Origin of the sequence: Streptomyces sp. NPDC048734 (assembly GCF_043198675.1) — a bacterium.
Lineage (GTDB): Bacteria > Actinomycetota > Actinomycetes > Streptomycetales > Streptomycetaceae > Streptomyces.
This window is the reverse complement of record NZ_JBICUZ010000019.1, coordinates 28995-52684: the sequence shown is the minus strand read 5'-3', so window position 1 is coordinate 52684 and position 23690 is coordinate 28995. Positions and strand designations below refer to the sequence as shown.

The following is a 23690-nucleotide window of genomic DNA, read 5'->3' as shown; positions in this document are numbered from 1 at the left end:
GAGGAAGGCCTGAGACCGCCACTCAACCAACGGCGTTTGGGCCTTCCTTGGGACCCCTCTGTCCGTTTCCTGTCAATCAGGCAAAGCCCGGCTCAAGTCGCCTCCCCGGGCCCGCCGTTGACCGGGAACGTCGTCACGCGAGGCGTACGCGGGCCAGTTGCCGCGACTGCGCCACCAACCGGTCCTCGCTGTCCCAGACTTCGCCGTCCTCCTCCAGGAACCCGCCCGCGAGGTTGCGGGTGGTGAGGGAGACGCGCAGGGGGCCGGGGGCCGGACGGCAGCGGACGTGGACGGTCAGCTCGATCGTCGGGACCCAGCCGGCGATGCCGAGGTCGAAGGCGGTGGGCGGCAGGGCGTCCACCGCGAGCAGCAGGGAGAGCGGGTCGGCGTCCCGGCCGTCGGCGAGTCCGAACCAGGCCCGCATCTCGCCCTTGCCGGAGGGCTGTCCGAGCGCCCAGCCGACGGTCGACGGGTCGAGCTTGAGCATCAGCCGCTCGGCGATGGGCTGCTGGTCGGCGTCGGGAGCGGGGGCGGGCCCGTCCTCGGGGCCGAAGCACCGGCCGATCGGGGGGAAGGCGGGCGGCCGGGCGGAGGTGCGGACGTCGTCGGGGAGGGCGCCGAGGTCGCCGTAGGAGGCGAGGACGCGGATCCGTTCGACTTCGCGGCCGTTGTCGTCGTACTGGAAGAGGGAGGCCTGGCCGGTGGAGACGGTGCGGCCGGCGCGGACCGTCTCGGTGCGGACGACCGCCGGGCCGGGGCGGGAGGCGCTCAGGTAGTGGGCGGTGACCGTGAACGGGTCGCCGTGCGGCAGCGCGTCGGCGAGCGCGCGGCCGAGGACGGCGAGCAGGTAGCCGCCGTTGACGGCGCCGAAGATGGTCCAGCCGGCCGAGAGTTCCGTGTCGTACACACCGGGCTCGCGGAGGGTGACGGCGGTGTCCCGGTCGAACTCGCTGTCGCCGAGGGCGGCGGGGGCGATGGCTGCTTCAGACATGCGTGAACGGTACAACAGCTAGATACTAAGCGGTAGCTTTCCCCTTCCCTCCTCTCGTGCCCCCGCCCCGCCCACCGGCCGGACACGGCCTCGCGCCGGCCGGACACGGCCTCGCACCGGCGGGGCCGTCGGCTTCGGCCAGGTGGAGAGCGCGGCTTCGGTCAGGTGGAGAGCACAGCTTCGAGCATGCGCCGGACCATTACGGTCAGCTCGGCCACGTCGGGCGGCGGGCGGGTCGCGGCCGGCGCACCGGCGAGCAGGTCGTACAGCAGACCGTCGGTCCAGGCGACGAGCAGATCCGCCGCCGGCGCCGGACGGGGAGCCCCGAGCGCCGCCAGCAGGGCGGTGACCCTGGACCGCACGGCGAGGTCGGCGGCCCGCAGGTCGGCGCGCAGCTCCGGCCGCCGGGTCGCCTCCAGGGTGAGTTCGAAGCGGGCGAGCTGGCGGTCGCGCGCCGCCGTCAGCCAGTGGTGCAGCAGTGCGGCCAGCGCACCCGCGGCGGAGTCCGGGTCCGGGCGCCCGTGGTCCGCGTCCCAGCGGCCCTCGTCCCAGCGATCCGCGTCGGCGACCGAGAGTTCGGCCAGGCGGAGGTAGCAGGCGCCGATCAGAGCGCTGCGGGTGCGGAAGTAGTACGACGTGCTGCCGGCCGGCAGGCCCGCGGCGGCGTCGACCGCACGGTGGGTCAGGCCGCGCAGCCCGGCGGCGGCCACGATGCCGATGGCGACATCGGCGATCAGGTCCCGGCGATCAGGGATGGACATGCCCGCACTCTACAGATGTAGAGTGCGGGCATGTCGCCTCTACAGGTGTAGAGGCGACATGGGTGGAGGGAGGCAGTCGAGATGAGGGTCCGTCATGCCGTTGTGGCCGGAGGCGGAATCGGGGGCCTGACCGCGGCGGTGGGCCTGAGCCGCCGCGGATGGCGCGTCACCGTGTGCGAACGGGCCCCCGTGCTCACGGGCACCGGCGCCGGCATCGTGCTCGCCCCGAACGCACTGCGCGCCCTGGATTCGATCGGCCTGGGTCCCGGCCTGTGGGCGGGTGACGCCCTGCCCGGTCAGGTCGGGCTGCGTACGCCCGACGGCACGTGGCTGAGTCGGCCCGACGGCGGCACGGTGTCCGCCCGCTACGGGCTGCCCGCGCGCGCCGTGCACCGCGGCTTCCTGATCGGCACTCTCGCGGCCGCCCTGCCGCCCGACGTCGTGCGCCTCGGCGTATCGGTGACCGGCGTGGCAGACACGGGGGACACCGTGGTCGTGCGTACGTCGGCGGGCGACCTGCGCGCCGACGTCGTCCTGGCGGCGGACGGCATCCGCAGCGTGCTCCGCGGGCAGCTCTTCCCCGCTCACCGCGGGCTGCGTCACGCCGGTGAAGCCGGGTGGCGAGCGGTGCTTCCCGGTGCGGGCCTGCCGCCCCAGCAGGCTGCCGAAACCTGGGGGCGAGGCGAGCGGTTCGGCGTCGTTCCCCTCGCGGACGGCCGTGTCTACGTCTACGCCACCACCGTCACCACCGCCACCACCGTTTCCGGCCCCGGCGCGAGGCCGGAGGAAACCGACCATCACGCGGAACTGACCCGGCGCTTCGGCGCGTGGCACGATCCGATACCCGCGCTGCTGGACCGGCTGGGCCAGCGGGGCCCGGACCCGGTCGGCATACTCCGCCATGATTTCCACGAACTGGCCGCGCCTCTGCCCCGGATGCACCTCGGCCGGGTGGCCCTGCTCGGCGACGCCGCCCACGCGATGACCCCCAACCTGGGCCAAGGCGGCTGCCAGGCCATCGAGGACGCCGTGGTCGCGGCGCATCTCCTCGCGTCCGCCGACGACGTGCCGGCCTCGCTCGCCGCCTACACGAGGGCCAGACACCGGCGGACCACCCGGATCAGCCGCCGCTCCCGGCGCGTCGGCGAACTCGCCCGGCTCTCCCACCCACTCGCCGTGTCCCTCCGGAACCTGGCCGTACGGGCCACGCCGCAGGCGCTGTCACTGAGAGCCCTGGACACGGTCCTGGACTGGCAGCCACCAGCCGCCCCCGTCAACACCAATGTCAACGTCAACGTCACGGAGCAACGGTGAACACCACGGTCACGGCCCACGCCCTCCCCCGGGCGGACTCCGTCCGGCCCTTCGCGGTCGGCGCCTACGGTTTCGTCTTCCTCGGCATCGGCCACCTCGCCCTCTCCGCCGCCTCGACGGCGGCCACCCGGACCCCGCAACAGCGTGCGGCCGACACCGCCATGCGGGAGTCCACCTTCACCCTGCTGGGCCTGGAGCGCACGGTCCTCGACGTCTCCAACGGCATCAGCATCGCGATGGCCCTCTTCGCCGTCACCTGCGGCCTCCTGATCCTCGCCGCCGTCCGCCACGCCCCCGCCCTCGTCGAGCGCCGCACCGCCTTCGGATGGATCGCCCTCGCGCTCTCCCTGACCGCCCTGGCGACATCCGTCCTCCTGCTGCCCGCGCCGCCGATCGCCGTCCTCACCCTCACCAGCTGCGCTTTCGCCCTGTCCCTGCGCAGGGCGGTTCCCGCCGCCCGCGCGGGCCGGTGAGGCGACGCAGGCCATGAGGAGCGTCCGGGCGGTCCAAGTCCGCTTTCCGCTCCCGGCCACCGTCCACGTCTCCGGCCGGCCGCGCGGCGGCTGTGAGGCGGGCCCGGCCCTCCGGCGGGTGGCGAAGGGCCCGACGGCCGTGCACGTCGTCCGCGCCCAGAAGAGCGCGGGCGGTCACCGCACGGCGCTCTGGCGGCCGCAGGCGGCGCCCGCCTTCCGCCGACTGACGACGCGGCCCTGCGGCGGGGCCCCGCGGCGCGGCGCGGCCCGGCGGCGCGGCGCGGCCCGGCGGCGCGGCGCGGCCCGGCGGCGCGGCGCGGGCCTGTCGTCTGGATCAGGTCGCAGGAAACCTGCGGCATCCTGCAGTCCGGGTGAGCGGGGTCCGGTGCGTGCAGCCGCAAGGCGGAGGAGGGCGTCGACGCGGTGGGGGCACCTCCCGGCCGAAGCCGGGGGACGTCGGCGACCGACGACGACGCCGGGGGCGCCCCCTCCGGGGAAGCGCGTGCCGGACCCCGCGTCCGCGGCGTGATCCGAACGGCGGGCCCTAATCCTCCCGCACCGTCGAGCGGCGGTTCCACGCGCGCGGCGCCCGCCAGTGGAACCGCATCGCGAACAGCCGCAGGACGAAGGCCGTGAGCGCGGCCAGTCCGCCGGCGGCCGGGGTGAGGACGTCGTAGTGGAGGCAGACCGCCACCATGGTGGCGCCGACGATCGCCGGGACCGCGTAGAGGTCGCGGTCCCAGCGCAGCAGTGAGGGCACCTCGTTGGCGAGGACGTCGCGCAGCACACCGCCGCCGACGGCGGTGGCCAGCCCGAGAGCCGCGGACGCGGTGAGGCCCAGGCCGTGGTCGTACGCCTTCACGGTGCCCGAGACGCAGAACAGGCCGAGGCCGGCCGCGTCGAAGACGTTCACGCCGGACTGGATGCGCTCCACGTGCGGGTGCAGGAAGAAGACGAGGAGGGCGGCGAGCAGCGGGGTGAGGAAGTAGCCCAGGTCCGTGAAGGCGGCGGGCGGCACCGCCCCGATGATCACGTCCCGGAAGATGCCGCCGCCGAGCGCGGTCACCTCGGCGAGCACGGCGATGCCGAAGACGTCGAAGTTCTTGCGCACGGCCAGCAGCGCGCCCGAGATCGCGAAGACGAAGATGCCGATCAGGTCGAGCGTGTGCTGGACGGATGGGCTGAAGAGTTGCTGGAGCACCCTACTATTCTCACCCAACACAGAGCCCCTGCCTTACATTGCAAGGCAGGGGCTCGTGCGCTTCTTACTTCTCTACTTCTCCTTGGCGGGAGGCTCCTCTTCGGAGGCGGCGGCCTCGGGGGCCACGGCCTTGGGGGCGTCCGTCTCGGGAGCCTCTGGAGACTCGGGAGCGTCCGCTTCGGGCGCCGCAGCCGCAGCCGCCTCGGTGGCCGCAGCTCCGGCTTCCGCCACCGCTTCCGCAGCCGCTTCCGCAGCCTCGGCCTCCGCCTCCGCCGCCTCGGCCTCCGCCGCCACGGCCTCCGCCTCGACCTCCGCCGCCACGGCCGCCGACGTCAGGGCCGACTCCGCGAGCACCTCGTCGGCCACCAGCTCCGCCGCTTCCTTCGCGGCCGTCAGCAGGACGGTGTCCTGCGGAGCCTGGTCCTCGAAGCTCTCCGGGTGGTGGCAGGCGACCTGCTGGCCCGGCCGCAGCTCCACGAGCTTCGGCTCGGTCGTCCTGCAGATCTCCGTCGCCTTCCAGCACCGGGTGTGGAACCGGCAGCCGGTGGGCGGGGAGATCGGCGAGGGCACGTCGCCCTTGAGCAGGATGCGCTCGCTCTTGGTGTTCTTGCGGCTCGGGTCCGGGATCGGCACCGCCGACATGAGCGCCTTGGTGTACGGGTGCATCGGCGTCTTGTACAGCAGGTCGCGGTCCGCCAGCTCGACGATCTTGCCGAGGTACATCACCGCGATCCGGTCCGAGACGTGCCGGACGACCGAGAGGTCGTGCGCGATGATCACGTACGTCAGCCCCAGCTCCTGCTGGAGGTCGTCGAGCAGGTTCACCACCTGGGCCTGGATCGACACGTCGAGCGCCGAGACCGGCTCGTCCGCCACCACCAGCTTCGGGTTCAGCGCGAGCGCGCGGGCGATGCCGATGCGCTGGCGCTGACCGCCGGAGAACTCGTGCGGGTAGCGGTTGTAGTGCTCGGGGTTGAGACCCACGACCGACAGCAGCCGCTGCACTTCCTTCTTGATGCCGCCCTCGGGCGTGACGCCCTGGAGCTTGAAGGGAGCGCCGATGATCGTGCCGATGGTGTGCCGCGGGTTCAGCGACGAGTACGGGTCCTGGAAGATCATCTGCACGTCGCGGCGCAGCGGACGCATGCCGCCGACACCGAGGTGCGTGATGTCCCTGCCCTCGAACTCGATCGTGCCGCCGGTCGGTTCGAGCAGCCGGGTGATCAGCCGGCCCATCGTCGACTTGCCGCAGCCGGACTCGCCCACCACGCCGAGGGTCTCGCCGGAGCGGACCTCGAAGTCCAGGCCGTCCACCGCGTGCACGGCGCCGACCTGCCGCTGGAGCAGGCCCTTCTTGATCGGGAAGTGCTTCTGCAGCCCGGTCACCTTCAGCAGGACCTCGCCGGGGGCGGCGTCCTTGGTGAGGGTGGCGGCGCCGCCGCTCGGCTCACCGTCGGTCTGCGCGGGGATCTTCACCGCTTTCTCGTCACTCACAGCTTCGGCGCAATCTCTTCGGTCCAGATACGCTCCCGCTGCTCCTTGCCCAGGTGGCAGGCGGCCCAGTGCCGGCTGCCGACCTCGGCCAGCTCCGGGCGGACCGTGCGGGTGACGTTGTCCTTCGGGAGGTCCGCGTACGGGCAGCGCGGGTTGAAGGCGCAGCCGGACGGGACGTTGATCAGGGAGGGCGGGGAGCCCTTGACCGGGATCAGGCGCTCCTGCTGTTCGCGGTCGAGTCGCGGCATCGAACCGAGCAGACCCCAGGTGTAGGGGTGGCGGGGCTCGTAGAACACCTTCTCGGCCGGGCCGCGCTCGACGCACCGGCCGCCGTACATCACCAGCAGGTCGTCGGCCAGTTCGGCGACGACGCCCAGGTCGTGGGTGATGACGATGACCGCGGAGCCGAACTCCTTCTGCAGATCGCGGATCAGGTCGAGGATCTGCGCCTGGACGGTCACGTCCAGGGCGGTCGTCGGCTCGTCCGCGATGAGCAGCTCGGGGTTGTTCACCAGCGACATCGCGATCATCGCGCGCTGGCGCATGCCGCCGGAGAACTCGTGCGGGTAGTTGTCCACCCGCTTGTCCGGCTGCGGGATGCCGACCCGGTCGAGCATCTCGACCGCGCGGCGCTTGGCGGTCTTCTTGTCCACCTTGTGGTGGATGCGGTACGCCTCCACGATCTGCTGGCCGATCGTGTAGTACGGGTGCAGCGCCGACAGCGGGTCCTGGAAGATCATCGCCATGTGGCGGCCGCGCAGCTTGCGCACGTGGTCCGGGTCGGCGGAGAGCAGCTCGGTGCCGTCCAGCCAGATCTCGCCGGAGATCTGGGCCTTGCGCTTGCCGTACTGGCCGGCGGTGTGCAGGCCCATGATGCCCAGCGAGGTCACCGACTTGCCGGAGCCCGACTCGCCCACGATGCCGAGGGTCTTGCCCTTCTCCAGCTGGAAGCTGAGCCCGTCGACGGACTTCACCAGGCCGTCGTCGGTCGGGAAGTGCACCTTCAGGTCGCGCACTTCGAGGAAGGCGCTCGGCGCGGGCGAGGCGGCGGTGGGTTCGCCCACGGCCGCTCCGCTCTTGCTGAGGTCGGTCATGCGAGCCTCACTCGGGGGTCGATCACGGCGTACAGGATGTCCACCACGAGGTTGGCGACGAGCACCGCGAGGGAAGTGATCAGGGTGACGCCCAGGATGACGGGCAGGTCCTGGTTCTTGATGGCGTTGAGGACCGCCTGGCCGAGACCGGGCAGGTTGAACGCCGTCTCGGTCAGGATCGCGCCGCCGATGAGGGCGCCGAGGTCCATGCCCAGCATGGTCAGCAGCGGCGTCATCGTGGAGCGCATGGCGTGCTTGCCGATGACGACATGCTCCTTGAGGCCCTTGGCGCGGGCGGTGCGGATGTAGTCCTCGCCGAGGATCTCCAGCATGGTGGCCCTGGTGATGCGCGCGTACATCGCCGCGTACAGGAACGCCAGGGTGACCCAGGGCAGGATCATTCCGCCGAACCAGGCGGAGAAGCTGTCCTCCAGCGGCACGAACTGACCGTCGAACAGGTCCAGTCCGTACACGAAGACCGACAGCGCGACCATGCCGGTGAAGTAGATCGGGAGGGAGACGCCCGACAGCGCGATGACCATCGCGCCGCGGTCCCACAGGCTGCCCCGCTTGAGCGCGGAGAGCACACCCGCCGAGACGCCGAGGATCAGCCACAGCACGGCGGCGCCGAGCGCGAGGGCCAGCGTCACCGGGAAGCGGTCGGTCAGCACCGGCCAGACGGCCTGCTCGGTGCGGAAGGAGTAGCCGAAGCACGGCGCGGCGCAGTTGATGGAGTCGCCTCCGCCGGTGTACGTGCGTCCGGCGAAGATCCCCTTGAAGAACTCCCAGACCTGGGCGTAGATCGGGTCGCCCAGACCCAGCTTCTCGCGCACACCCTCGACCGCGGCCGGGTCGGCCTGCTTGCCCACGAAGCTCAAGGCGATGTCGACGCCGGCCCACTTGGGGATGAGGAAGAAGATGCCGAAGACCACCATGACGATGACCACGAGCATCACTGCGGCGGCGAACAACCGCCTGATGAGGTAAGCGAGCACAGCTCTCGGCCCGCCGCGGACCGCGGGCCACCGGAGGTCTTCCGGTGGCCCGCGCTCACGCTGCGCCGGCCTTCACCTGCCTTTCGTGCCGTTCGGCGGGTGTGCCGGGACTACTTCTTCGGGTTCTTCAGACCGAGGTTCACGAAGTCGTACTGACCGCTGTAACCGTCGGTGGTGTAGACGTTCGCCAGGTTGTCCGAGCGCCAGTTGATGAACTTCTCGAAGACGAAGGGCAGGTAGTACGCGCCCTCCATCACCTTGTGGTTGATCTCCGTGGCGATCTTGGTCTTGCCGGCGTCGTCCAGGGTGGTGACGTACTGGGCGAACAGACCGTCGATGGTCTTGTCCTTGATGAGCGCGTAGTTGTTGTTACCGCTCTCCGCGATGTACTTGCTGTTCCACAGCGGCAGACCGTAGCCCTGGACGGACGGGAAGTCCGGACCCCAGCCCATGATGATGATGCCGTAGCCCTTCTTCTTCACGTTCGAGGGGCTGCCGATGATGCCGGAGGTCTGCGCACCGTCGTACTGGTCGATCTCGGCGGTGATGCCGATCTTCTTCAGCGAGGCCTGGAGGGACTGGGCCGTGGCCACCTCGACCGGCTTGTTGTTGCGGACCGCGATGGTGGTCTTGAAGCCGTTCGGCTGACCGCAGGCCTTCAGGGCCGCCTTGGCCTCGGCCACGTTGCCGTTCTTGTTGTCACCGGCGAGCTTGTACGGGTCGTACTTCTGGCCCTCGGCGCCCGGGACGGACGGCGGCAGCATGTTGGTGCCGATGTCGCCACCGGCGATCGGGCCGCCGCGCGCGGTCTGGAGCGACACGTGGTCGGCGCCCAGGATGACGGCCTTGCGGCACTCGAGCTTGTCGAACGGCGCGACGCTCTGCGGGAAGACCGCGTAACGCACGTAGCCGGAGACCGGGTTGTCCAGGTTGGCCTTGTGCTGCTTCAGGGCGGTGGTGCGGCCCTGCGGCGACATGCCGGTCTGGTTCAGGTCGAGGTCCAGGTCACCGTTGAGCAGGCGCTGGTCGAGCTGGTTGGCGTCCGAGAAGAACTGAATCGTGATCTTGTCCGGGTAGGCCTTGCGGACCGGGTCCGAGGCCTGCTTCCACTCGGTGTTGCGGACCAGCGTCAGCTCCTTGGCCGGGCTGTACGACTGGAACTTGTACGGGCCGGAGGAGAACGGCTTCAGGCCGTACTTGGCCTTGGTGTCCTTGTCCTGGCGGACCGGCGAGGCCGAGACGAGGGCCAGCATCTCCTCGAAGTCGGAGTTGGCCTGCGGGAGCTTGAAGACGATGGTCTTGTCGTCCGGCGTCTCGATGGCCTTCAGGCCGAGCTTGTCGGCGGAGGTGTCCTTGTAGGGACCCTTGTACTCGCCCTTGGGGTCGAGCACGTCCTTCAGGTACGTCGGACCGCCGGACAGGACGTCCTGTGCCCACACGCGCTCGATGCCGTACTTCACGTCCTTGGACGTGATCGGCTTGCCGTCCTCCCACGTGATGCCGTCACGCAGGGTGTACGTGTAGGTCTTGCCGTCGTCCGTGATCTTCGCGGTCGAGGTGGCGAGGTCCGGAGTGATCTGGGCGCCCGCGGCACCCGGCTCGGTCTTGTTCGTGACGAGCTGGCGGCTGTAGTAGCGCGCGAAGTTCCACATCATGCCGTAGTAGCCGCGCGTGGTGTCCCACGAGTCGGCGTCCTGCGCGGCACCGAACTTCAGCGTGCCGCCCTTCTTGGCGGCGGACGCCTGGGCGACCTTGTTGTTCGCGGCGTCGAAGCCGGCGGCACCGGTCTTCGAACCGTTGTCGCCGTCGTCCGAACCGCCGCCGCACGCAGCCGTGGTCAGCAGCGCGGCGACCGCGGCAGCAGCGGCAATTGCCTGCTTCCGCCGCCCTGAGGTGCGTTGGGTAGTCACGATCTCGGATCCTCCGGATAGATGAGAGACCCCGTGTAGATGCCACGGGACAGTTGAGGTACGGCGGCTCAGCGAGAGGCCTTCGGGTCCAGCGCGTCCCGCACGCCGTCGCCGAAGAGGTTGAAGGCGAGAACGGTGATGAAGATCGCCAGGCCCGGGACCACCATGTACATGGGGTCGGACTCGTAGTAGTCGATCGCGCTCGAGAGCATCTGTCCCCATGAGGCCGTGGGCGGCTTGACGCCCACGCCCAGGAAGCTGAGTGCCGCCTCGGTGAGGATGTTGGTGGGGATCATCATCGTGGTGTAGACGACGATCGGGGCGACGAGGTTGGGCAGCAGCTCCTTGAACAGGATGTACAGCCGCCCGGCGCCCAGCGATCGGGCGGCCTCCACGTACTCGCGCTCTCGCAGGGAGATGGTCTGGCCGCGCACCACACGCCCGATGTAGGGCCAGCCGAAGAAGCCGATGACCAGGATCATCACGAAGACGCGCACGTTGGAGCCGGTGAGGCCCAGCAGGTCGCTCGGCATGACGGAGACCAGCGCGATGATGAACAGCAGCTGGGGGAAGGCGAGCAGACCGTCCATGACCCGGCTGACGACCGAGTCGACCCAGCCGCCGAAGAAGCCGGCGAGGATGCCCAGGACGGTGCCGAGGATCACGGCGACGACGGCCGACAGGAAGCCGACCAGCAGGGAGATCCGGGCCCCGTAGAGGATGCGGGCGAAGATGTCGCGGCCGTTGACCGGCTCGACGCCCAGCAGGTGCTCCCCGCTGATGCCGCCGAGGGAGCCCGTGGGGGTGCCGAACAGCGGGTCGATGAGGTTCTCGTGGTACTCGTTCGGGTCCTGGCCCAGGATCGAGGTGATCACCGGGGCGAACAGTGCGACCACGACGAGGAGGAGCACCACGATGCCGCCGGTCAGGGCGAGCTTGTCCCGCTTCAGGCGCTCCCAGGCGATCCGACCCAGGGAACGGCCCTGTACGGCCTTCGCGTCGGCGGTGGCCACCGCCGCTTCCTCGGCCGGGCTCGGGGCCGCTTCCGCGGTCGGCTCGTGCAATGGTGCCGTCATCTGGCAGGGACCCCTCTCAACCGGCGGTAACCGGCCCACACTTGCCGCTGTAGCGGCGTGATCAGTCCGTCGTACACAGGGGCGAAAGCACCCCCGATGCGCGAGTCTTCAACGCTTTGGCGATCTGTAGCCAGACTTGGCGGGGAAAGGATGCGTAAACGTGATGCTCTCAGGAGGATTCCGTTATCCGGACGGTGGGTAACGGGGGGCGGACGCCTACGAGTTGTGACATAGCCACCGACAAATGGACTTACCGCACCGATCTACGCGCGGAGATCCACTGGGCCGACACGTGGGGGCGGACGGCGGGACGCATCAGTGGCGACCGGTCGGCGGGAAGCCGTAACCGCCCGCGGGGGCCTGTGCGGCCGGCGCGGCGGGCGCGTGCGCCTCGCGGTCGTAGAAGGGGCGGGCGTGGGCGCGCATCCAGAGGACCACCGGGTCGTAGTCGTCGCTCATGGTGACCGTGGACACCGGCAGGCCCTCCGGCACCGCGCCGACGGACTGCTGCATCATCGCCCGCACCGCGTCCACGGCCTGCGGGGAGGTGTCGTACACGTCGAGTCCGAGGGCGAGGTAGGGCGCGCCGACGGCCGGCTGGACCCAGGCGCGGCGCAGGGAGCGCAGGGCCGGGGTGCGGTGGGCGTTCTGCGCGAGCAGGGCGTAGAACTGCGGGATCTCGATGGCCGGCTCGGACAGCCGCAGCGGCCCGGCCGGCTGGCGGTCCAGGCCGGTGGCGATCCGCCGCAGGTCGAGCCAGGGGATGCCGACGCCGCCGCCGGGGGCGTGCGGGTTCAGCCAGAGGCCGTAGTGGTCGGGGTAGAGGGTGCGGGCCGCGTCCAGCCCGTCGACCACCTCGTACGACCGGTTCCAGCCGCTCGCGGACAGTTCCTGGGCGGAGGTGACACAGGGGGCGTAGCCGTGTCCCTCGACGTCCATCGTGCCGTACTGGGCGTCGGCGGAACCGGCCTGACCCTGCCACAGCAGCATCCACACCTGGCCGGTGCCCGGGGTCGCGAGGGCGCGCAGGAGTGCCTCGTAGGCGTCGTAGCGCCCGGGGGTCACCTGGCGCAGCATGTGCTCGACCTGCCCGGCCGCGATGCCGCTGGCGCTCACCTGTACCGCCCCTTCGATAAGTTGCCCCGCTTTCGGGAGACCAGCTTAGGTCTCTTCGCCGACAACGGGTCCCCCCGAGGGTGCGGGCGTCCGCCGCCGGCGGGGCCGCGCCGGGTCGTCCGCCGGGGGCGTGCCGCGCGGACGCCCACCGGCACGGACGCCCTCCTGCGGGACGCGTTCAGTGGATCCGGGAGTAGAAGGGCCGCACGTGCTCCTTCAGCCACCGGGCCACCGGGTCCTCCGTCACGTCGAGCAGGACGAGGTTGACCGGCCAGGGCGCCTGGGCCCTGCCGAGCGCCTTGCCGAGGGCCTCCAGGGGCAGCGCCCGCAGATCGCCCTCCCGCTGGGAGAGTTCGACACCGACGAACAGCACGGGGTCGGCCGTCTCGATCGCGGCGAGGCAGCGGCGTGCGGTCAGGACGACGCCGGTCGCCTCGAACTCGGCGGTGGCGGCGGACAGGAAGTCCACCGGGTCGTCCTGCCAGTCGGGCTCGTAGAGACGGACCCGGCCGCCGCCGGCGGGACCGTCCAGCGGGGTGCGGCCGGCCCGGCACAGCTCGGCGACGGCCATCGGGGGCAGCGGGATGCCGACCGTGCCGTCCGGGTTCACCAGGATGCCGACCTGCGGGGGCAGTCCGCGGGCGAACTCGACGGCCGGGGCGACGGTGTACGACATGTGCGCGCCGACGACCTGCCGGAACTGTTCCTCCGAGCTGAACACGGGCACGTACGCCTGGCCCTCCAGTTCCAGGGTGGGCAGGTCCAGGGGGCCGCTGTGCGGGCCGCCCCCGGCGGGCAGCGGCACCCACACGAGGCTGCGGCCGAGCACCTCGACGATCCGTCCACCGGCCCCGGGCACGCCGAGGGAGGCGGAGAGCACCTCCTCCAGCTCGTTGCCGGGCCATCCGCCGTGCGGATGGGGGTGCGCCTGTGCCGGGAAGTCCGCGGGGAAGTCCGCCGGGGGGAAGTCCATCTGCCTACCGCCTGCTGGGAACCACTGGGTGTGGCTCGAAAGGCTATCGGGTACCGGGCCCGTCCCCACGTCCACCGGGCGTCCCGGCGGGCGGGGCCGGATCCGGGAGCCTGGACCCGCGCGGCGGAACCTGCGGCTCCGGGGGCGGACCGGATCGGCGGGGGCGGACCGGATCGGCGGCGGGGGCGGGTTCGTACGGCGACCGGGGGCCTGCACGGCAGCTTGACGGCCGAAAGCACCGAACCCTCCCTGCGAGCGGCGACCGGCGACCGGCGACCGGCGAGCAGCGACCGGTGCCCCCTACGCCACCCCCGCGACCACGGGCCCCGGCCCCGTGTGCCGGTACGCCCGTGTGCCGGTCCGCCGGCAGAAAGCCCGAGTCCGCGGCGGCCGGCGGCCGCGCGCCCCGCAGCCGCGCCACGGTCCGAAGGCCGCGCTCCCGGAGCCCGCGTGAGGGCCCGGCGACCGCGCACCCCGGCTCCGTGTGCCGGCCCGACGGCCCGACGGCCGAAGCCCCCGCCCCCGCCCCCGCCCCGGTCAGCCCGTGAAGGTGATGCGGCGGAGGGTGTCGGCCGCGGCGCGGTCCAGGAGGACCGTCGAGCCGCAGCCCTCGGGAAGACGGCCCCGCTCCGCCGCGCGCAGCAGGCGGGAGGCGGCCCGGCGGTGACGGCGGAAGGCGTACCGGGAGACACCCCGGCCGCGCTCGCGCTGGCCCTCCAGCGCGGTGTCCACGGTGACGTCGAGCAGCACCAGGTGCAGGCTGCCGCCGCGGCGGCGGGCCTCGCGGGCCAGCCAGGCGCGCACCCAGGCCTGCGTGCCGCAGTCGTGGACGACGACGCCCTCGCCGGTACGCAGGGCGCGGCGCAGCCCGATGTAGTGGGCGAGGCGGACGAGAGGGCGGTAGAGGGCGTAGGGCAGGGCGCGCGGCATGCGGGCGTCCCAGCGGTCTCGGGTGTCCTGGGAGTCGATGCGTACGCCCGTGACCGCGCGCTTCATCAGCGTCGACTTGCCGCTGCCGGGCAGTCCCGTGACCACGACCAGGTCGCGGGACGCGAACAGCAGGCCGTGCGGGCTGTGGCCGGCGCGGTCGCGCAGGTCACGGACGACCGGGGCGGGCGGTGCGCCGGCCGCCTCCCGGACGGAGGTCTGCGGCTGCGCTGGCAGTGCGAGCGCCTGACCGGTCGCGAGCGCCGGTCCCGTCGCGAGTGCCGTGGTCCTGTTCACCGTGTTCGTCCTCCCCTGGGGTCAGACAAGTCTTCTCCCCGTCGAGCGTAAAGAGAAGGTAATCCGCTCCGTCTCGCGTTTTCATGCGCTTAACGCCACAGGCCGGTTACAGATGCGGCCTGCCGCGATCGGACGGGGCGTGCAATGATGGCCGCGCCAACTGCATACCGGCCGTTTGAATCCGCGCGGGAGAGTCCCCACCGGCAGCATCGCTGGGGCGCCGAAGGAGCAAGTCCCTCCCTTGAATCTCTCAGGCCCCGTTACCGCGCGGGCGAGGCACATCTGAAAAGCGGGTCGCCCTCCGGTGGCCCCACCCAAGGTGCAAGCCGTGACCGACCCGTGTGCGGGCGGTCATGGCGAACCTCTCAGGTTCCGATGACAGATGGGGAGGAACGCCCTCGCTTCCCCCACGCCCGGCTTCGCTCGCGTGGGAGGGATCCCCGTCGCCCTGGGAGACGAACGTCCGATGAGCAGTACCCCGCTCCGCCACACCGCCCTCGACGCCCTGCACCGTTCGCTGGGCGCGACCATGACCGACTTCGCCGGCTGGGACATGCCCCTGCGCTACGGCTCCGAGCGCGACGAGCACAACGCCGTACGGACCCGGGCCGGCCTCTTCGACCTCTCGCACATGGGCGAGATCACCGTAACCGGCCCGCAGGCGGGCGCCCTGCTGAACTTCGCGCTGGTCGGCGACATCGCGGCCGTGGGCGTGGGCCGGGCCCGCTACACCATGATCTGCGACACCGACGGCGGCATCCTCGACGACCTCATCGTGTACCGGCTCGCCGACACCGAGTTCATGGTCGTCGCCAACGCCTCCAACGCCCAGGTCGTCCTGGACGCGCTGACCGCGCGCGCCGGCGGCTTCGACGCCGAGGTGCGCGACGACCGCGACGCCTACGCGCTGCTCGCCGTCCAGGGACCGGAGTCCCCCGGCATCCTGAAGTCGCTCACCGACGCCGACCTCGACGGCCTGAAGTACTACGCCGGCCTGCCCGGCACCGTCGCCGGCGTCCCCGCGCTCATCGCCCGCACCGGCTACACCGGCGAGGACGGCTTCGAGCTGTTCGTGAAGCCGGAGCACGCCGTCGAGCTGTGGCAGGCCCTGACGAAGGCCGGCGAGGGCGCCGGTCTGATCCCCTGCGGCCTGTCCTGCCGGGACACGCTCCGCCTGGAGGCGGGCATGCCGCTGTACGGGCACGAGCTGTCGACCGCGCTGACCCCCTTCGACGCCGGGCTCGGCCGGGTCGTGAAGTTCGGCAAGGACGGCGACTTCGTGGGCCGCGAGGCGCTCGCCGCGGCCGCCGAGCGCGCCGCGACGAACCCGCCGCGGGTCCTGGTCGGCCTGGTCGCCGAGGGCCGCCGCGTCCCGCGCGCCGGGTACGCCGTGGTCGCGGGCGGCGAGGTGGTCGGCGAGGTCACCTCCGGCGCCCCCTCCCCCACGCTGGGCAAGCCGATCGCGATGGCCTACGTCGACGCCGCGCACGCGGCACTGGGCACGCCGGGTGTCGGCGTGGACATCCGGGGCAGCCACGAGCCGTACGAGGTCGTGGCGCTGCCGTTCTACAAGCGCCGGAAGTAGAGACTGGCGCACGGCCGACAAACCGGGCCCCGGCCGGCCCCGCGCGTGACCCTGCGCACATCCGCGCTGCTCACGCGCGTCTCCAGCAGTCCCCCCTTCATCAGCACTCCCTCGCGTACAGGAGAATTCAGGCCATGAGCAACCCCCAGCAGCTGCGCTACAGCAAGGAGCACGAGTGGCTGTCGGGCGCCGAGGACGGCGTCTCGACGGTCGGCATCACGGAGCACGCGGCCAACGCGCTCGGCGACGTGGTCTTCGTCCAGCTCCCCGAGGTCGGTGCCACGGTGACCGCGGGCGAGTCCTGCGGCGAGCTGGAGTCGACCAAGTCGGTCAGTGAGCTGTACGCGCCGGTCACCGGCGAGATCGCCGAGGTCAACCAGGACGTCGTGGACGACCCGTCGCTGGTGAACTCCGCCCCCTTCGAGGGCGGCTGGCTGTTCAAGGTACGCGTCACGGACGAGCCGGCCGAGCTGCTCTCCGCCGACGAGTACACCGCCTTCATCGCCGGCTGAGAGGTCGAAAGACGCATGTCTGTCCTGAACACGCCCCTGCACGAGCTCGACCCGGAGATCGCCGCGGCGGTCGACGGCGAGCTGCGCCGCCAGCAGTCCACGCTCGAGATGATCGCCTCGGAGAACTTCGCTCCGCTCGCCGTCATGGAGGCGCAGGGCTCGGTCCTGACCAACAAGTACGCCGAGGGCTACCCCGGCCGCCGCTACTACGGCGGCTGCGAGCACGTCGACGTCGCCGAGCAGATCGCGATCGACCGGGTCAAGGAGCTGTTCGGCGCCGAGTACGCCAACGTCCAGCCGCACTCGGGCGCCTCCGCCAACCAGGCCGCCCTGTTCGCGCTGGCCCAGCCCGGCGACACCATCCTGGGCCTGGACCTGGCGCACGGCGGTCACCTGACCCACGGGATGCGGCTGAACTTCTCCGGCAAGCAGTTCGACGTGGTCGCCTACCACGTGGACGAGGCCGGCCTGGTCGACATGGCCGAGGTCGAGCGGCTCGCCAAGGAGCACCGGCCGAAGGTGATCATCGCGGGCTGGTCGGCGTACCCGCGGCAGCTGGACTTCGCCGAGTTCCGCCGGATCGCCGACGAGGTCGAGGCGTACCTGTGGGTGGACATGGCGCACTTCGCCGGTCTGGTCGCGGCGGGCCTGCACCCGAACCCGGTGCCGTACGCGGACGTGGTCACCTCCACGACCCACAAGACGCTGGGCGGCCCGCGCGGCGGCATCATCCTCGCCAAGCAGGCCTTCGCGAAGAAGCTGAACTCGTCCGTGTTCCCGGGCTTCCAGGGCGGCCCCCTGGAGCACGTCATCGCGGCGAAGGCGGTGTCCTTCAAGGTCGCGGCCTCGGACGACTTCAAGGAGCGCCAGCGCCGCACGGTCGACGGCGCGCGGATCCTCGCCGAGCGGCTGACCGCGCCGGACGCCCGGGAGGCCGGGATCAACGTCCTGTCCGGCGGCACCGACGTGCACCTGATCCTGGTCGACCTGCGCGAGTCCGAGCTGGACGGGCAGCAGGCCGAGGACCGTCTCCACGAGGTCGGCATCACGGTCAACCGCAACGCGGTCCCGAACGACCCGCGGCCCCCGATGGTCACCTCGGGCCTGCGCATCGGCACGCCCGCCCTCGCCACCCGCGGCTTCACGGCCGAGGACTTCGCCGAGGTCGCGGACGTGATCGCGGAGGCGCTCAAGCCGACCCACGACGTGGAGACCCTGAAGGCCCGGGTCGTGGCGCTCGCCGAGAAGCACCCGCTCTACCCCGGTCTGGACAAGTAGTCCCCGTTTTCCGACAGGTTTTCGAAGGGTGTCCCGCACACTGGTCAGTGGGCGGGACACCCCACCGGAAACCTCCTGCACCACCCCGTCTTGAGGAGTCCCCGTGGCCATCTCGGTCTTCGACCTGTTCTCGATCGGCATCGGCCCGTCCAGCTCCCACACGGTCGGCCCGATGCGGGCGGCGCGCATCTTCGCGCGGCGTCTGCGCAACGAGGACCTGCTGGGCTCCGTCGCGTCCGTGCGCGCGGAGCTGTACGGCTCCCTGGGCGCGACCGGCCACGGCCACGGCACCCCCAAGGCCGTCCTGCTCGGCCTGGAGGGCGACTCGCCGCGCACGGTGGACGTGGAGACGGCGGACGCGCGGGTGGAGCGGATCAAGGACTCGGGCCGTCTCCGGCTGCTCGGCGAGCACGAGATCCCGTTCTCCTTCGACGACGACCTCGTCCTGCACCGCCGCGAGACCCTCCCGTACCACGCGAACGGCATGACGCTGTGGGCGCATGACGCCGAGGGCGCGGAGCTGCTGTCGAAGACGTACTACTCGGTGGGCGGCGGGTTCGTCGTCGACGAGGACGCGGTCGGCGCGGACCGGATCAAGCTGGACGACACGGTCCTGAAGTACCCCTTCCGCACGGGCGACGAACTGCTGCGCCTGACGCGGGAGACGGGGCTGTCGATCTCCTCGCTGATGCTGGAGAACGAGCGGGCCTGGCGCACCGAGGAGGAGATCCACGAGGGCCTGCTGGAGATCTGGCGGGTGATGCAGGCCTGTGTGGCCCGCGGCATGTCCCGCGAGGGCATCCTGCCGGGCGGTCTGCGGGTGCGCCGCCGCGCCGCCATGACGGCCCGCCAGCTCCGGGCGGACGGCGACGCGTTGGCCCACTCCATGGAGTGGATCACGCTGTACGCGATGGCGGTGAACGAGGAGAACGCGGCGGGCGGCAGGGTGGTCACCGCCCCCACGAACGGCGCGGCAGGCATCATCCCCGCCGTCCTGCACTACTACGTCAACTTCGTCCCCGGCGCCGACGAGGAGGGTGTCGTCCGCTTCCTGCTCGCCGCCGGTGCGATCGGCATGCTCTTCAAGGAGAACGCCTCGATCTCCGGGGCCGAGGTCGGCTGCCAGGGCGAGGTCGGCTCCGCCTGCTCCATGGCGGCCGGCGCGCTGGCGGAGGTCCTCGGCGGCTCCCCCGAACAGGTCGAGAACGCCGCGGAGATCGGCATGGAGCACAACCTCGGCCTCACCTGCGACCCCGTGGGCGGCCTGGTCCAGATCCCCTGCATCGAGCGCAACGGCATGGCCGCGGTGAAGGCGGTCACGGCGGCCCGCATGGCCATGCGCGGCGACGGCACGCACAAGGTGTCCCTCGACAAGGTCATCAAGACGATGAAGGAGACCGGCGCGGACATGTCGGTCAAGTACAAGGAGACGGCCCGCGGCGGGCTGGCGGTGAACATCATCGAGTGCTGAGGTCCCGCCGCCGCACCGGGGGACGGAAGCCGAGGTTCCGGGCTCGGCGTGTCGGGGCATAACACAACTCCCCTCCGTTCTCCTGCACTTCCGGGAGTTGCCCCATGCTCCGTGGTGTCGACGTCAGCGCCTACCAGTCCTCCGCCTACTCGACGGAAGGTCTCTCCTTCGTCTTCGTCAAGGCGACGGAGGGCCGTACCTACGTCAACCCGAAGCTCGCCGCCCAGACGAAGCGGGCGCGGGACGCCGGTCTGGTCGTCGGCTTCTACCACTTCCTGTGGCCGGGCAACCTGACCGCCCAGGCGGAACACTTCCTGGCGAAGGCGCCGGAGCGCCCCGGCGACGTCCTCGCCGTCGACTGGGAGACGACGGGCGCGGGCACCCACGCGAGCAACGCCGAGAAGGACCGTTTCATCAGGAAGCTCAAGGCGCTGCGGCCGCGCAACCGGGTCGTCCTGTACTGCAACAGGAACTACTGGCTGAACGTCGACGACACCTCGTACGCCGGCGACGGCCTCTGGATAGCCGACTACGTCACCGCGGGCAAGCCCCGGATCAAGGCGAAGTGGCGCTTCCACCAGTACACCGACGAGCCCCTCGACACGAACGTGGCGAGGTTCGCGGACCGGGCGGCGCTGCGGGCGTGGGCGACGGTGGACTGAACGGCTCAGCCGCGGAAGGCCTCAGGGCGCTCCGGGGACGCCGCCGCCAGGGCCCGGGTGACCTCCTCGACCCCGCCGCGCAGGCCGTACACCGGGGTGTCGGGCTGCTGGCGCCAGGAGTCGTCGATGCCGCCCGCGTCGACGGTGTCGAAGCCGAGTTCGTCGATCAGGGACCGGACCTTCGCCTTGGCGGCCTCGTCGTCGCCCGCGACGGGCAGGGCCATGCGGCCGGGGGCGCCGGCCGGGAGCGGGCGGTCCAGGATGTCCTGGGCGTAGGTGCCGTTGAACGCCTTGACCACCGGCTGGCCGATCTGGCGCTCCGTCCAGCGGCTCTCGGTGATGCCCTCGTCCTCGATGGCGTCGATCCGTCCGTCGCGCTGCTGCGGGTAGTAGTTGCCCGTGTCGATGACGGCCACGCCCTCGGCCGCGCCGTCGAGGATGCCGGAGGGCAGGTCCGGGACCGCCTTGAGCGGGATCGTGACGACGACGATCTCGGCGCCGCGCGCCGCCTCGGTGACCTCGACGGGCGTCGCGCCCGTCTCCTTCGCCAGCTCCGTGAGCGTCTGCGGGCCACGGGAGTTGGCCACGGAGACGTCGTGACCGAGGGCGGTGAGCCGCCGGGTGAGATTGCCGCCGATGTTGCCCGCGCCGATGATGCCGATCTTCATGTCAGGCCCTTCCCGAAGGATCCATGCATGCGCATGCTTTCGGGAGGGTCCAACCGCGGGCGGTCGCCGGCTGTTCCGCTCCGCCGTCGTACGGACGGATGACGGACGGATGGCAAAGGGGTGCCCCGCGGCTCGCACGGGACACCCCTTTGCCCGCGCGTCACTTGCCCAGGTAGGCCCAGAACTCGTCGAACGACAGGACCTTGTCGCCGTCCAGGTCGCGGGTCCTGATGACGGCCTCGGCGACCGTGTCGGTGACGTGCCAGTCGCCCCCCTGCGCCAGGGCGGTCTTGAACTCGGTCGCGGTGATGAATCCGTCACCGTCCGCGTCGATCCGCTGGAACTGCTTGCGTGCTTCTTCGATGTCCGCCACCGGTCCGCCCCTCTTCGCCATACCTTGCGGTGCTGTGTTGCCGTCGTTCTGACGCAGGTCAGATTAACGGTCCGGGTGAGCGCGCCGTGCGGCCACCACCCGGCCGCCCGTGCTCGCGGCCGTCCGGCCCCCGGCCAGGCCCAGGTCTCCGGTCAGGCCCCGGTCTCCGGCGGTCCGGTCCACGAGGCGGCCGCCCTCAGGAGGACACCCGCAGCAGGAGTGCCGACCGGGCCGGGACCGTCACCCCCGTCCCCGCCCGGTGGGTGACGGCCGGGGCGGTGTCCTGGTCCTCGCGGGAGGTGTCGACCACGACCTCGTAGCGCTCCGCCCAGGGCGGGCCCGGCAGGACGAAGTGGGCGGGGCGGTCGCCGGCGTGCAGGAGGGCGAGGAAGCTGTCGTCCGTGATCGGGGCGCCCCGCTCGTCGCGGCCGGGGATGTCCCGGCCGGAGAGGTACATGCCGAGCGTCGCCGCCGGCGCGTACCAGTCCCCTTCCGTCATCTCCGTGCCGCGTGCGGTGAACCAGGCCAGGTCGCGCAGCCCGTCGGCCGAGTGGGCCCGGCCGGAGAAGAACGCCCGGCGGCGCAGCACGGGATGGCGGTGGCGCAGGGCGATCAGGCGGGCGGTCAGGTCGTACAGGGCCTTCCAGCCGGGGTCCTCCAGCAGGCTCCAGTCCAGCCAGCCGGTCTCGTTGTCCTGGCAGTACGCGTTGTTGTTGCCGCCCTGGGTGCGGCCGAGTTCGTCGCCCGCGACCAGCATCGGCACGCCGGTCGACAGCAACAGCGTGGTCATCAGGTTGCGCAACTGCCGCCGCCGCAGCGCGCGTACGCGCTCGTCGTCCGTCTCCCCCTCGGTCCCGCAGTTCCAGGAGCGGTTGTCGTCCGTGCCGTCCCGGTTGCCCTCGCCGTTGGCCTCGTTGTGCTTGCGCTCGTAGGACACGAGGTCGCGCAGGGTGAACCCGTCGTGGGCGGTGATGAAGTTGACGGAGGCGTAGGGGCGCCGGCCGCCCCAGGCGTACAGGTCGCTGGAGCCGGACAGGCGGTAGCCCATCTCGCGGACGTCCGGCAGGGCGTGCCGCCAGAAGTCGCGCACGGCGTCGCGGTAGCGGTCGTTCCACTCCGTCCACAGCGGGGGGAAGGCGCCCACCTGGTAGCCGCCCGATCCCACGTCCCAGGGTTCCGCGATCAGCTTGACCCGCCGCAGCACCGGGTCCTGCGCGATCACCGCGAGGAACGGCGACAGCATGTCCACGTCGTGCATGGAGCGGGCGAGGGCGGCGGCCAGGTCGAAGCGGAAGCCGTCGACGCCCATCTCCGTGACCCAGTAGCGCAGCGAGTCCGTGATCAGGCGCAGCACGTGCGGCTGGACCACGTGCAGGGTGTTGCCGCAGCCCGTGTAGTCGGCGTACCGGCGGGCGTCCGGCTGCAGCCGGTAGTAGCCGCGGTTGTCGACGCCCTTGAGGGACAGCGTCGGGCCCAGTTCGCCCGCTTCCGCGGTGTGGTTGTAGACCACGTCGAGGATGACCTCGATGCCCGCCGCGTGCAGCGCGCGGACCATCCGCTTGAACTCGCCGACCTGTCCACCCGTCGTCCCGGCGGAGGCGTAGCCGGCGTGCGGGGCGAAGTAGCCGATGGAGTTGTAGCCCCAGTAGTTGCGCAGTCCCCTGCGCAGCAGGTGGTCCTCGTGGGCGAACTGGTGGACCGGGAGCAGTTCGACGGCCGTGACGCCCAGACCGGCCAGGTGCTCGACGGCGGCCGGGTGGGCCAGGCCGGCGTAGGTGCCGCGCAGTTCCTCGGGGACGCCGGGGTGGCGCATGGTGAAGCCGCGCACGTGCAGCTCGTAGATGACCGAGTCCGCCCAGGGGGTCTTGGGGCGGCGGTCGTCGGCCCAGTCGTCGTCGTCGTGGACGACGACGCCCTTGGGGACGTACGGCGCGGAGTCCCGTTCGTCGCGGACGGTGTCGGCGACCTGCTGCTGGGGCCAGTCGCGGACGTGCCCGTACACCTCGGGCGGCAGGCCGAACTCGCCGTCCATGGCACGGGCGTACGGGTCGAGGAGCAGCTTCGCCGGGTTGAAGCGGGCGCCGGTCCACGGGTCCCAGCGGCCGTGCACCCGGTAGCCGTAGCGCTGGCCGGGCATCACACCGGGCACGAAGCCGTGCCAGATCTCGTGCGTGAGTTCCGTCAGCCGGGCGCGGGTCTCACGGCCCCGGTCGTCGAAGAGGCACAGCTCGACGGCCTCCGCGCCACCCGCCCACAGGGCGAAGTTGGTGCCGGCGACCCCGTCGGGGCCGACCCGGAAGCGGGCGCCGAGCGGCGTGGACGCACCGGGCCGCACGGGCACGCCGGGCGTCCTGCGCGGTGCCCTGTTCACGACGGCGGACACGGCGGGGCGGTCCTCCGCCACCTCCTCCTGCTCGGCTGCGCTGGACACCGTTCAGCCTCCCGCGGCTCGTGGCACGACGCGGGCCCGGGGCGTACGGCGTCCCGGCCGCTGCTCCCTCGGCGTCGTCCTCCCCCCT

Annotated in this window: 21 protein-coding genes and 1 riboswitch; of the genes, 7 read left to right on the top strand and 14 right to left on the bottom strand. The window is 71.6% G+C overall.

Annotation, left to right across the window (positions count from 1 at the left end):
- Positions 1-133 precede the first annotated feature (133 nt).
- Both ACGFQC_RS32545 and ACGFQC_RS32540 read right to left on the bottom strand, forming a co-directional pair.
- Positions 134-991 carry a thioesterase family protein gene (locus ACGFQC_RS32545; protein WP_363091830.1) on the bottom strand — a complete coding sequence of 286 codons (858 nt, stop codon included), beginning with the start codon at positions 989-991 and terminating at the stop codon, positions 134-136.
- 161 nt (positions 992-1152) lie between these two features.
- Complete coding sequence (locus ACGFQC_RS32540; protein ID WP_363091829.1) at positions 1153-1752, bottom strand: TetR family transcriptional regulator; 600 nt, start codon at positions 1750-1752, stop codon at positions 1153-1155.
- Between the two features lie 81 nt (positions 1753-1833).
- Here ACGFQC_RS32540 and ACGFQC_RS32535 point away from each other — a divergent pair, with 81 nt between their 5' ends.
- Positions 1834-3066 (top strand): FAD-dependent monooxygenase, encoded by a 1233-nt coding sequence (locus ACGFQC_RS32535; RefSeq protein ID WP_363091828.1) that lies wholly within the window; start codon positions 1834-1836, stop codon positions 3064-3066.
- Complete coding sequence (locus ACGFQC_RS32530) at positions 3063-3539, top strand: hypothetical protein (RefSeq protein ID WP_363091827.1); 477 nt, start codon at positions 3063-3065, stop codon at positions 3537-3539. Before ACGFQC_RS32535 ends, ACGFQC_RS32530 begins: the two co-directional genes overlap by 4 nt.
- 544 nt (positions 3540-4083) lie before the next feature.
- Here the strand turns inward: ACGFQC_RS32530 and ACGFQC_RS32525 are convergent.
- From ACGFQC_RS32525 to ACGFQC_RS32485, 9 genes are all read right to left on the bottom strand, one after another.
- Positions 4084-4740 (bottom strand): trimeric intracellular cation channel family protein, encoded by a 657-nt coding sequence (locus ACGFQC_RS32525; protein ID WP_363091826.1) that lies wholly within the window; start codon positions 4738-4740, stop codon positions 4084-4086.
- 72 nt (positions 4741-4812) lie between these two features.
- Positions 4813-6234, bottom strand: coding sequence for an ABC transporter ATP-binding protein (locus ACGFQC_RS32520; RefSeq protein ID WP_393289057.1), 1422 nt, complete (start codon positions 6232-6234; stop codon positions 4813-4815).
- Entirely contained in the window at positions 6231-7328 is a 1098-nt protein-coding gene (locus ACGFQC_RS32515) for an ABC transporter ATP-binding protein (RefSeq protein WP_363091825.1), read from the bottom strand. The genes ACGFQC_RS32520 and ACGFQC_RS32515 overlap by 4 nt, the downstream gene beginning before the upstream one ends.
- Positions 7325-8323 (bottom strand): ABC transporter permease, encoded by a 999-nt coding sequence (locus ACGFQC_RS32510; protein WP_363091824.1) that lies wholly within the window; start codon positions 8321-8323, stop codon positions 7325-7327. Before ACGFQC_RS32510 ends, ACGFQC_RS32515 begins: the two co-directional genes overlap by 4 nt.
- Before the next feature lie 110 nt (positions 8324-8433).
- The gene (locus tag ACGFQC_RS32505) at positions 8434-10233 is read right to left on the bottom strand and encodes an ABC transporter substrate-binding protein (protein ID WP_363091823.1); all 1800 of its coding nucleotides are present in this window, start codon (positions 10231-10233) and stop codon (positions 8434-8436) included.
- A 68-nt stretch (positions 10234-10301) separates the two neighbouring features.
- Entirely contained in the window at positions 10302-11309 is a 1008-nt protein-coding gene (locus ACGFQC_RS32500; protein WP_363091822.1) for an ABC transporter permease, read from the bottom strand.
- 315 nt (positions 11310-11624) lie between these two features.
- Complete coding sequence (locus tag ACGFQC_RS32495; protein ID WP_363091821.1) at positions 11625-12425, bottom strand: enhanced serine sensitivity protein SseB C-terminal domain-containing protein; 801 nt, start codon at positions 12423-12425, stop codon at positions 11625-11627.
- A gap of 178 nt (positions 12426-12603) precedes the next feature.
- The gene (locus ACGFQC_RS32490; RefSeq protein WP_363091820.1) at positions 12604-13398 is read right to left on the bottom strand and encodes an enhanced serine sensitivity protein SseB; all 795 of its coding nucleotides are present in this window, start codon (positions 13396-13398) and stop codon (positions 12604-12606) included.
- Between the two features lie 537 nt (positions 13399-13935).
- A complete protein-coding gene (locus ACGFQC_RS32485; RefSeq protein ID WP_363091819.1) occupies positions 13936-14622 on the bottom strand; it encodes an AAA family ATPase in 687 nt (228 codons plus the stop codon).
- Positions 14623-14798: 176 nt separating this feature from the next.
- A riboswitch (glycine riboswitch) is annotated at positions 14799-14898 on the top strand.
- Between the two features lie 190 nt (positions 14899-15088).
- Here ACGFQC_RS32485 and gcvT point away from each other — a divergent pair.
- The 5 genes from gcvT to ACGFQC_RS32460 all read left to right on the top strand — a co-directional run bounded on the left by gcvT (position 15089) and on the right by ACGFQC_RS32460 (position 20130).
- Entirely contained in the window at positions 15089-16207 is a 1119-nt protein-coding gene (gene gcvT, locus ACGFQC_RS32480; RefSeq protein WP_363091818.1) for a glycine cleavage system aminomethyltransferase GcvT, read from the top strand.
- Between the two features lie 134 nt (positions 16208-16341).
- Complete coding sequence (gcvH, locus tag ACGFQC_RS32475; protein WP_363091817.1) at positions 16342-16719, top strand: glycine cleavage system protein GcvH; 378 nt, start codon at positions 16342-16344, stop codon at positions 16717-16719.
- A 15-nt stretch (positions 16720-16734) separates the two neighbouring features.
- Positions 16735-17997 (top strand): serine hydroxymethyltransferase, encoded by a 1263-nt coding sequence (gene glyA / locus ACGFQC_RS32470; RefSeq protein WP_363091816.1) that lies wholly within the window; start codon positions 16735-16737, stop codon positions 17995-17997.
- Between the two features lie 103 nt (positions 17998-18100).
- Positions 18101-19468 carry an L-serine ammonia-lyase gene (locus ACGFQC_RS32465; RefSeq protein ID WP_363091815.1) on the top strand — a complete coding sequence of 456 codons (1368 nt, stop codon included), beginning with the start codon at positions 18101-18103 and terminating at the stop codon, positions 19466-19468.
- 104 nt (positions 19469-19572) lie between these two features.
- Complete coding sequence (locus tag ACGFQC_RS32460) at positions 19573-20130, top strand: glycoside hydrolase family 25 protein (protein ID WP_363091814.1); 558 nt, start codon at positions 19573-19575, stop codon at positions 20128-20130.
- Positions 20131-20135: 5 nt separating this feature from the next.
- On the opposite strand, the gene ACGFQC_RS32455 is transcribed toward ACGFQC_RS32460, so the two are convergent.
- From ACGFQC_RS32455 to glgX, 3 genes are all read right to left on the bottom strand, one after another.
- Positions 20136-20819, bottom strand: a complete 684-nt coding sequence (locus ACGFQC_RS32455; RefSeq protein WP_363091886.1) for an NAD(P)-binding domain-containing protein — start codon at positions 20817-20819, stop codon at positions 20136-20138.
- 139 nt (positions 20820-20958) lie between these two features.
- Positions 20959-21171, bottom strand: a complete 213-nt coding sequence (locus ACGFQC_RS32450; RefSeq protein ID WP_363091813.1) for an EF-hand domain-containing protein — start codon at positions 21169-21171, stop codon at positions 20959-20961.
- 196 nt (positions 21172-21367) lie between these two features.
- A complete protein-coding gene (glgX, locus tag ACGFQC_RS32445; RefSeq protein ID WP_363091812.1) occupies positions 21368-23602 on the bottom strand; it encodes a glycogen debranching protein GlgX in 2235 nt (744 codons plus the stop codon).
- Between the last annotated feature and the right edge of the window lie 88 nt (positions 23603-23690).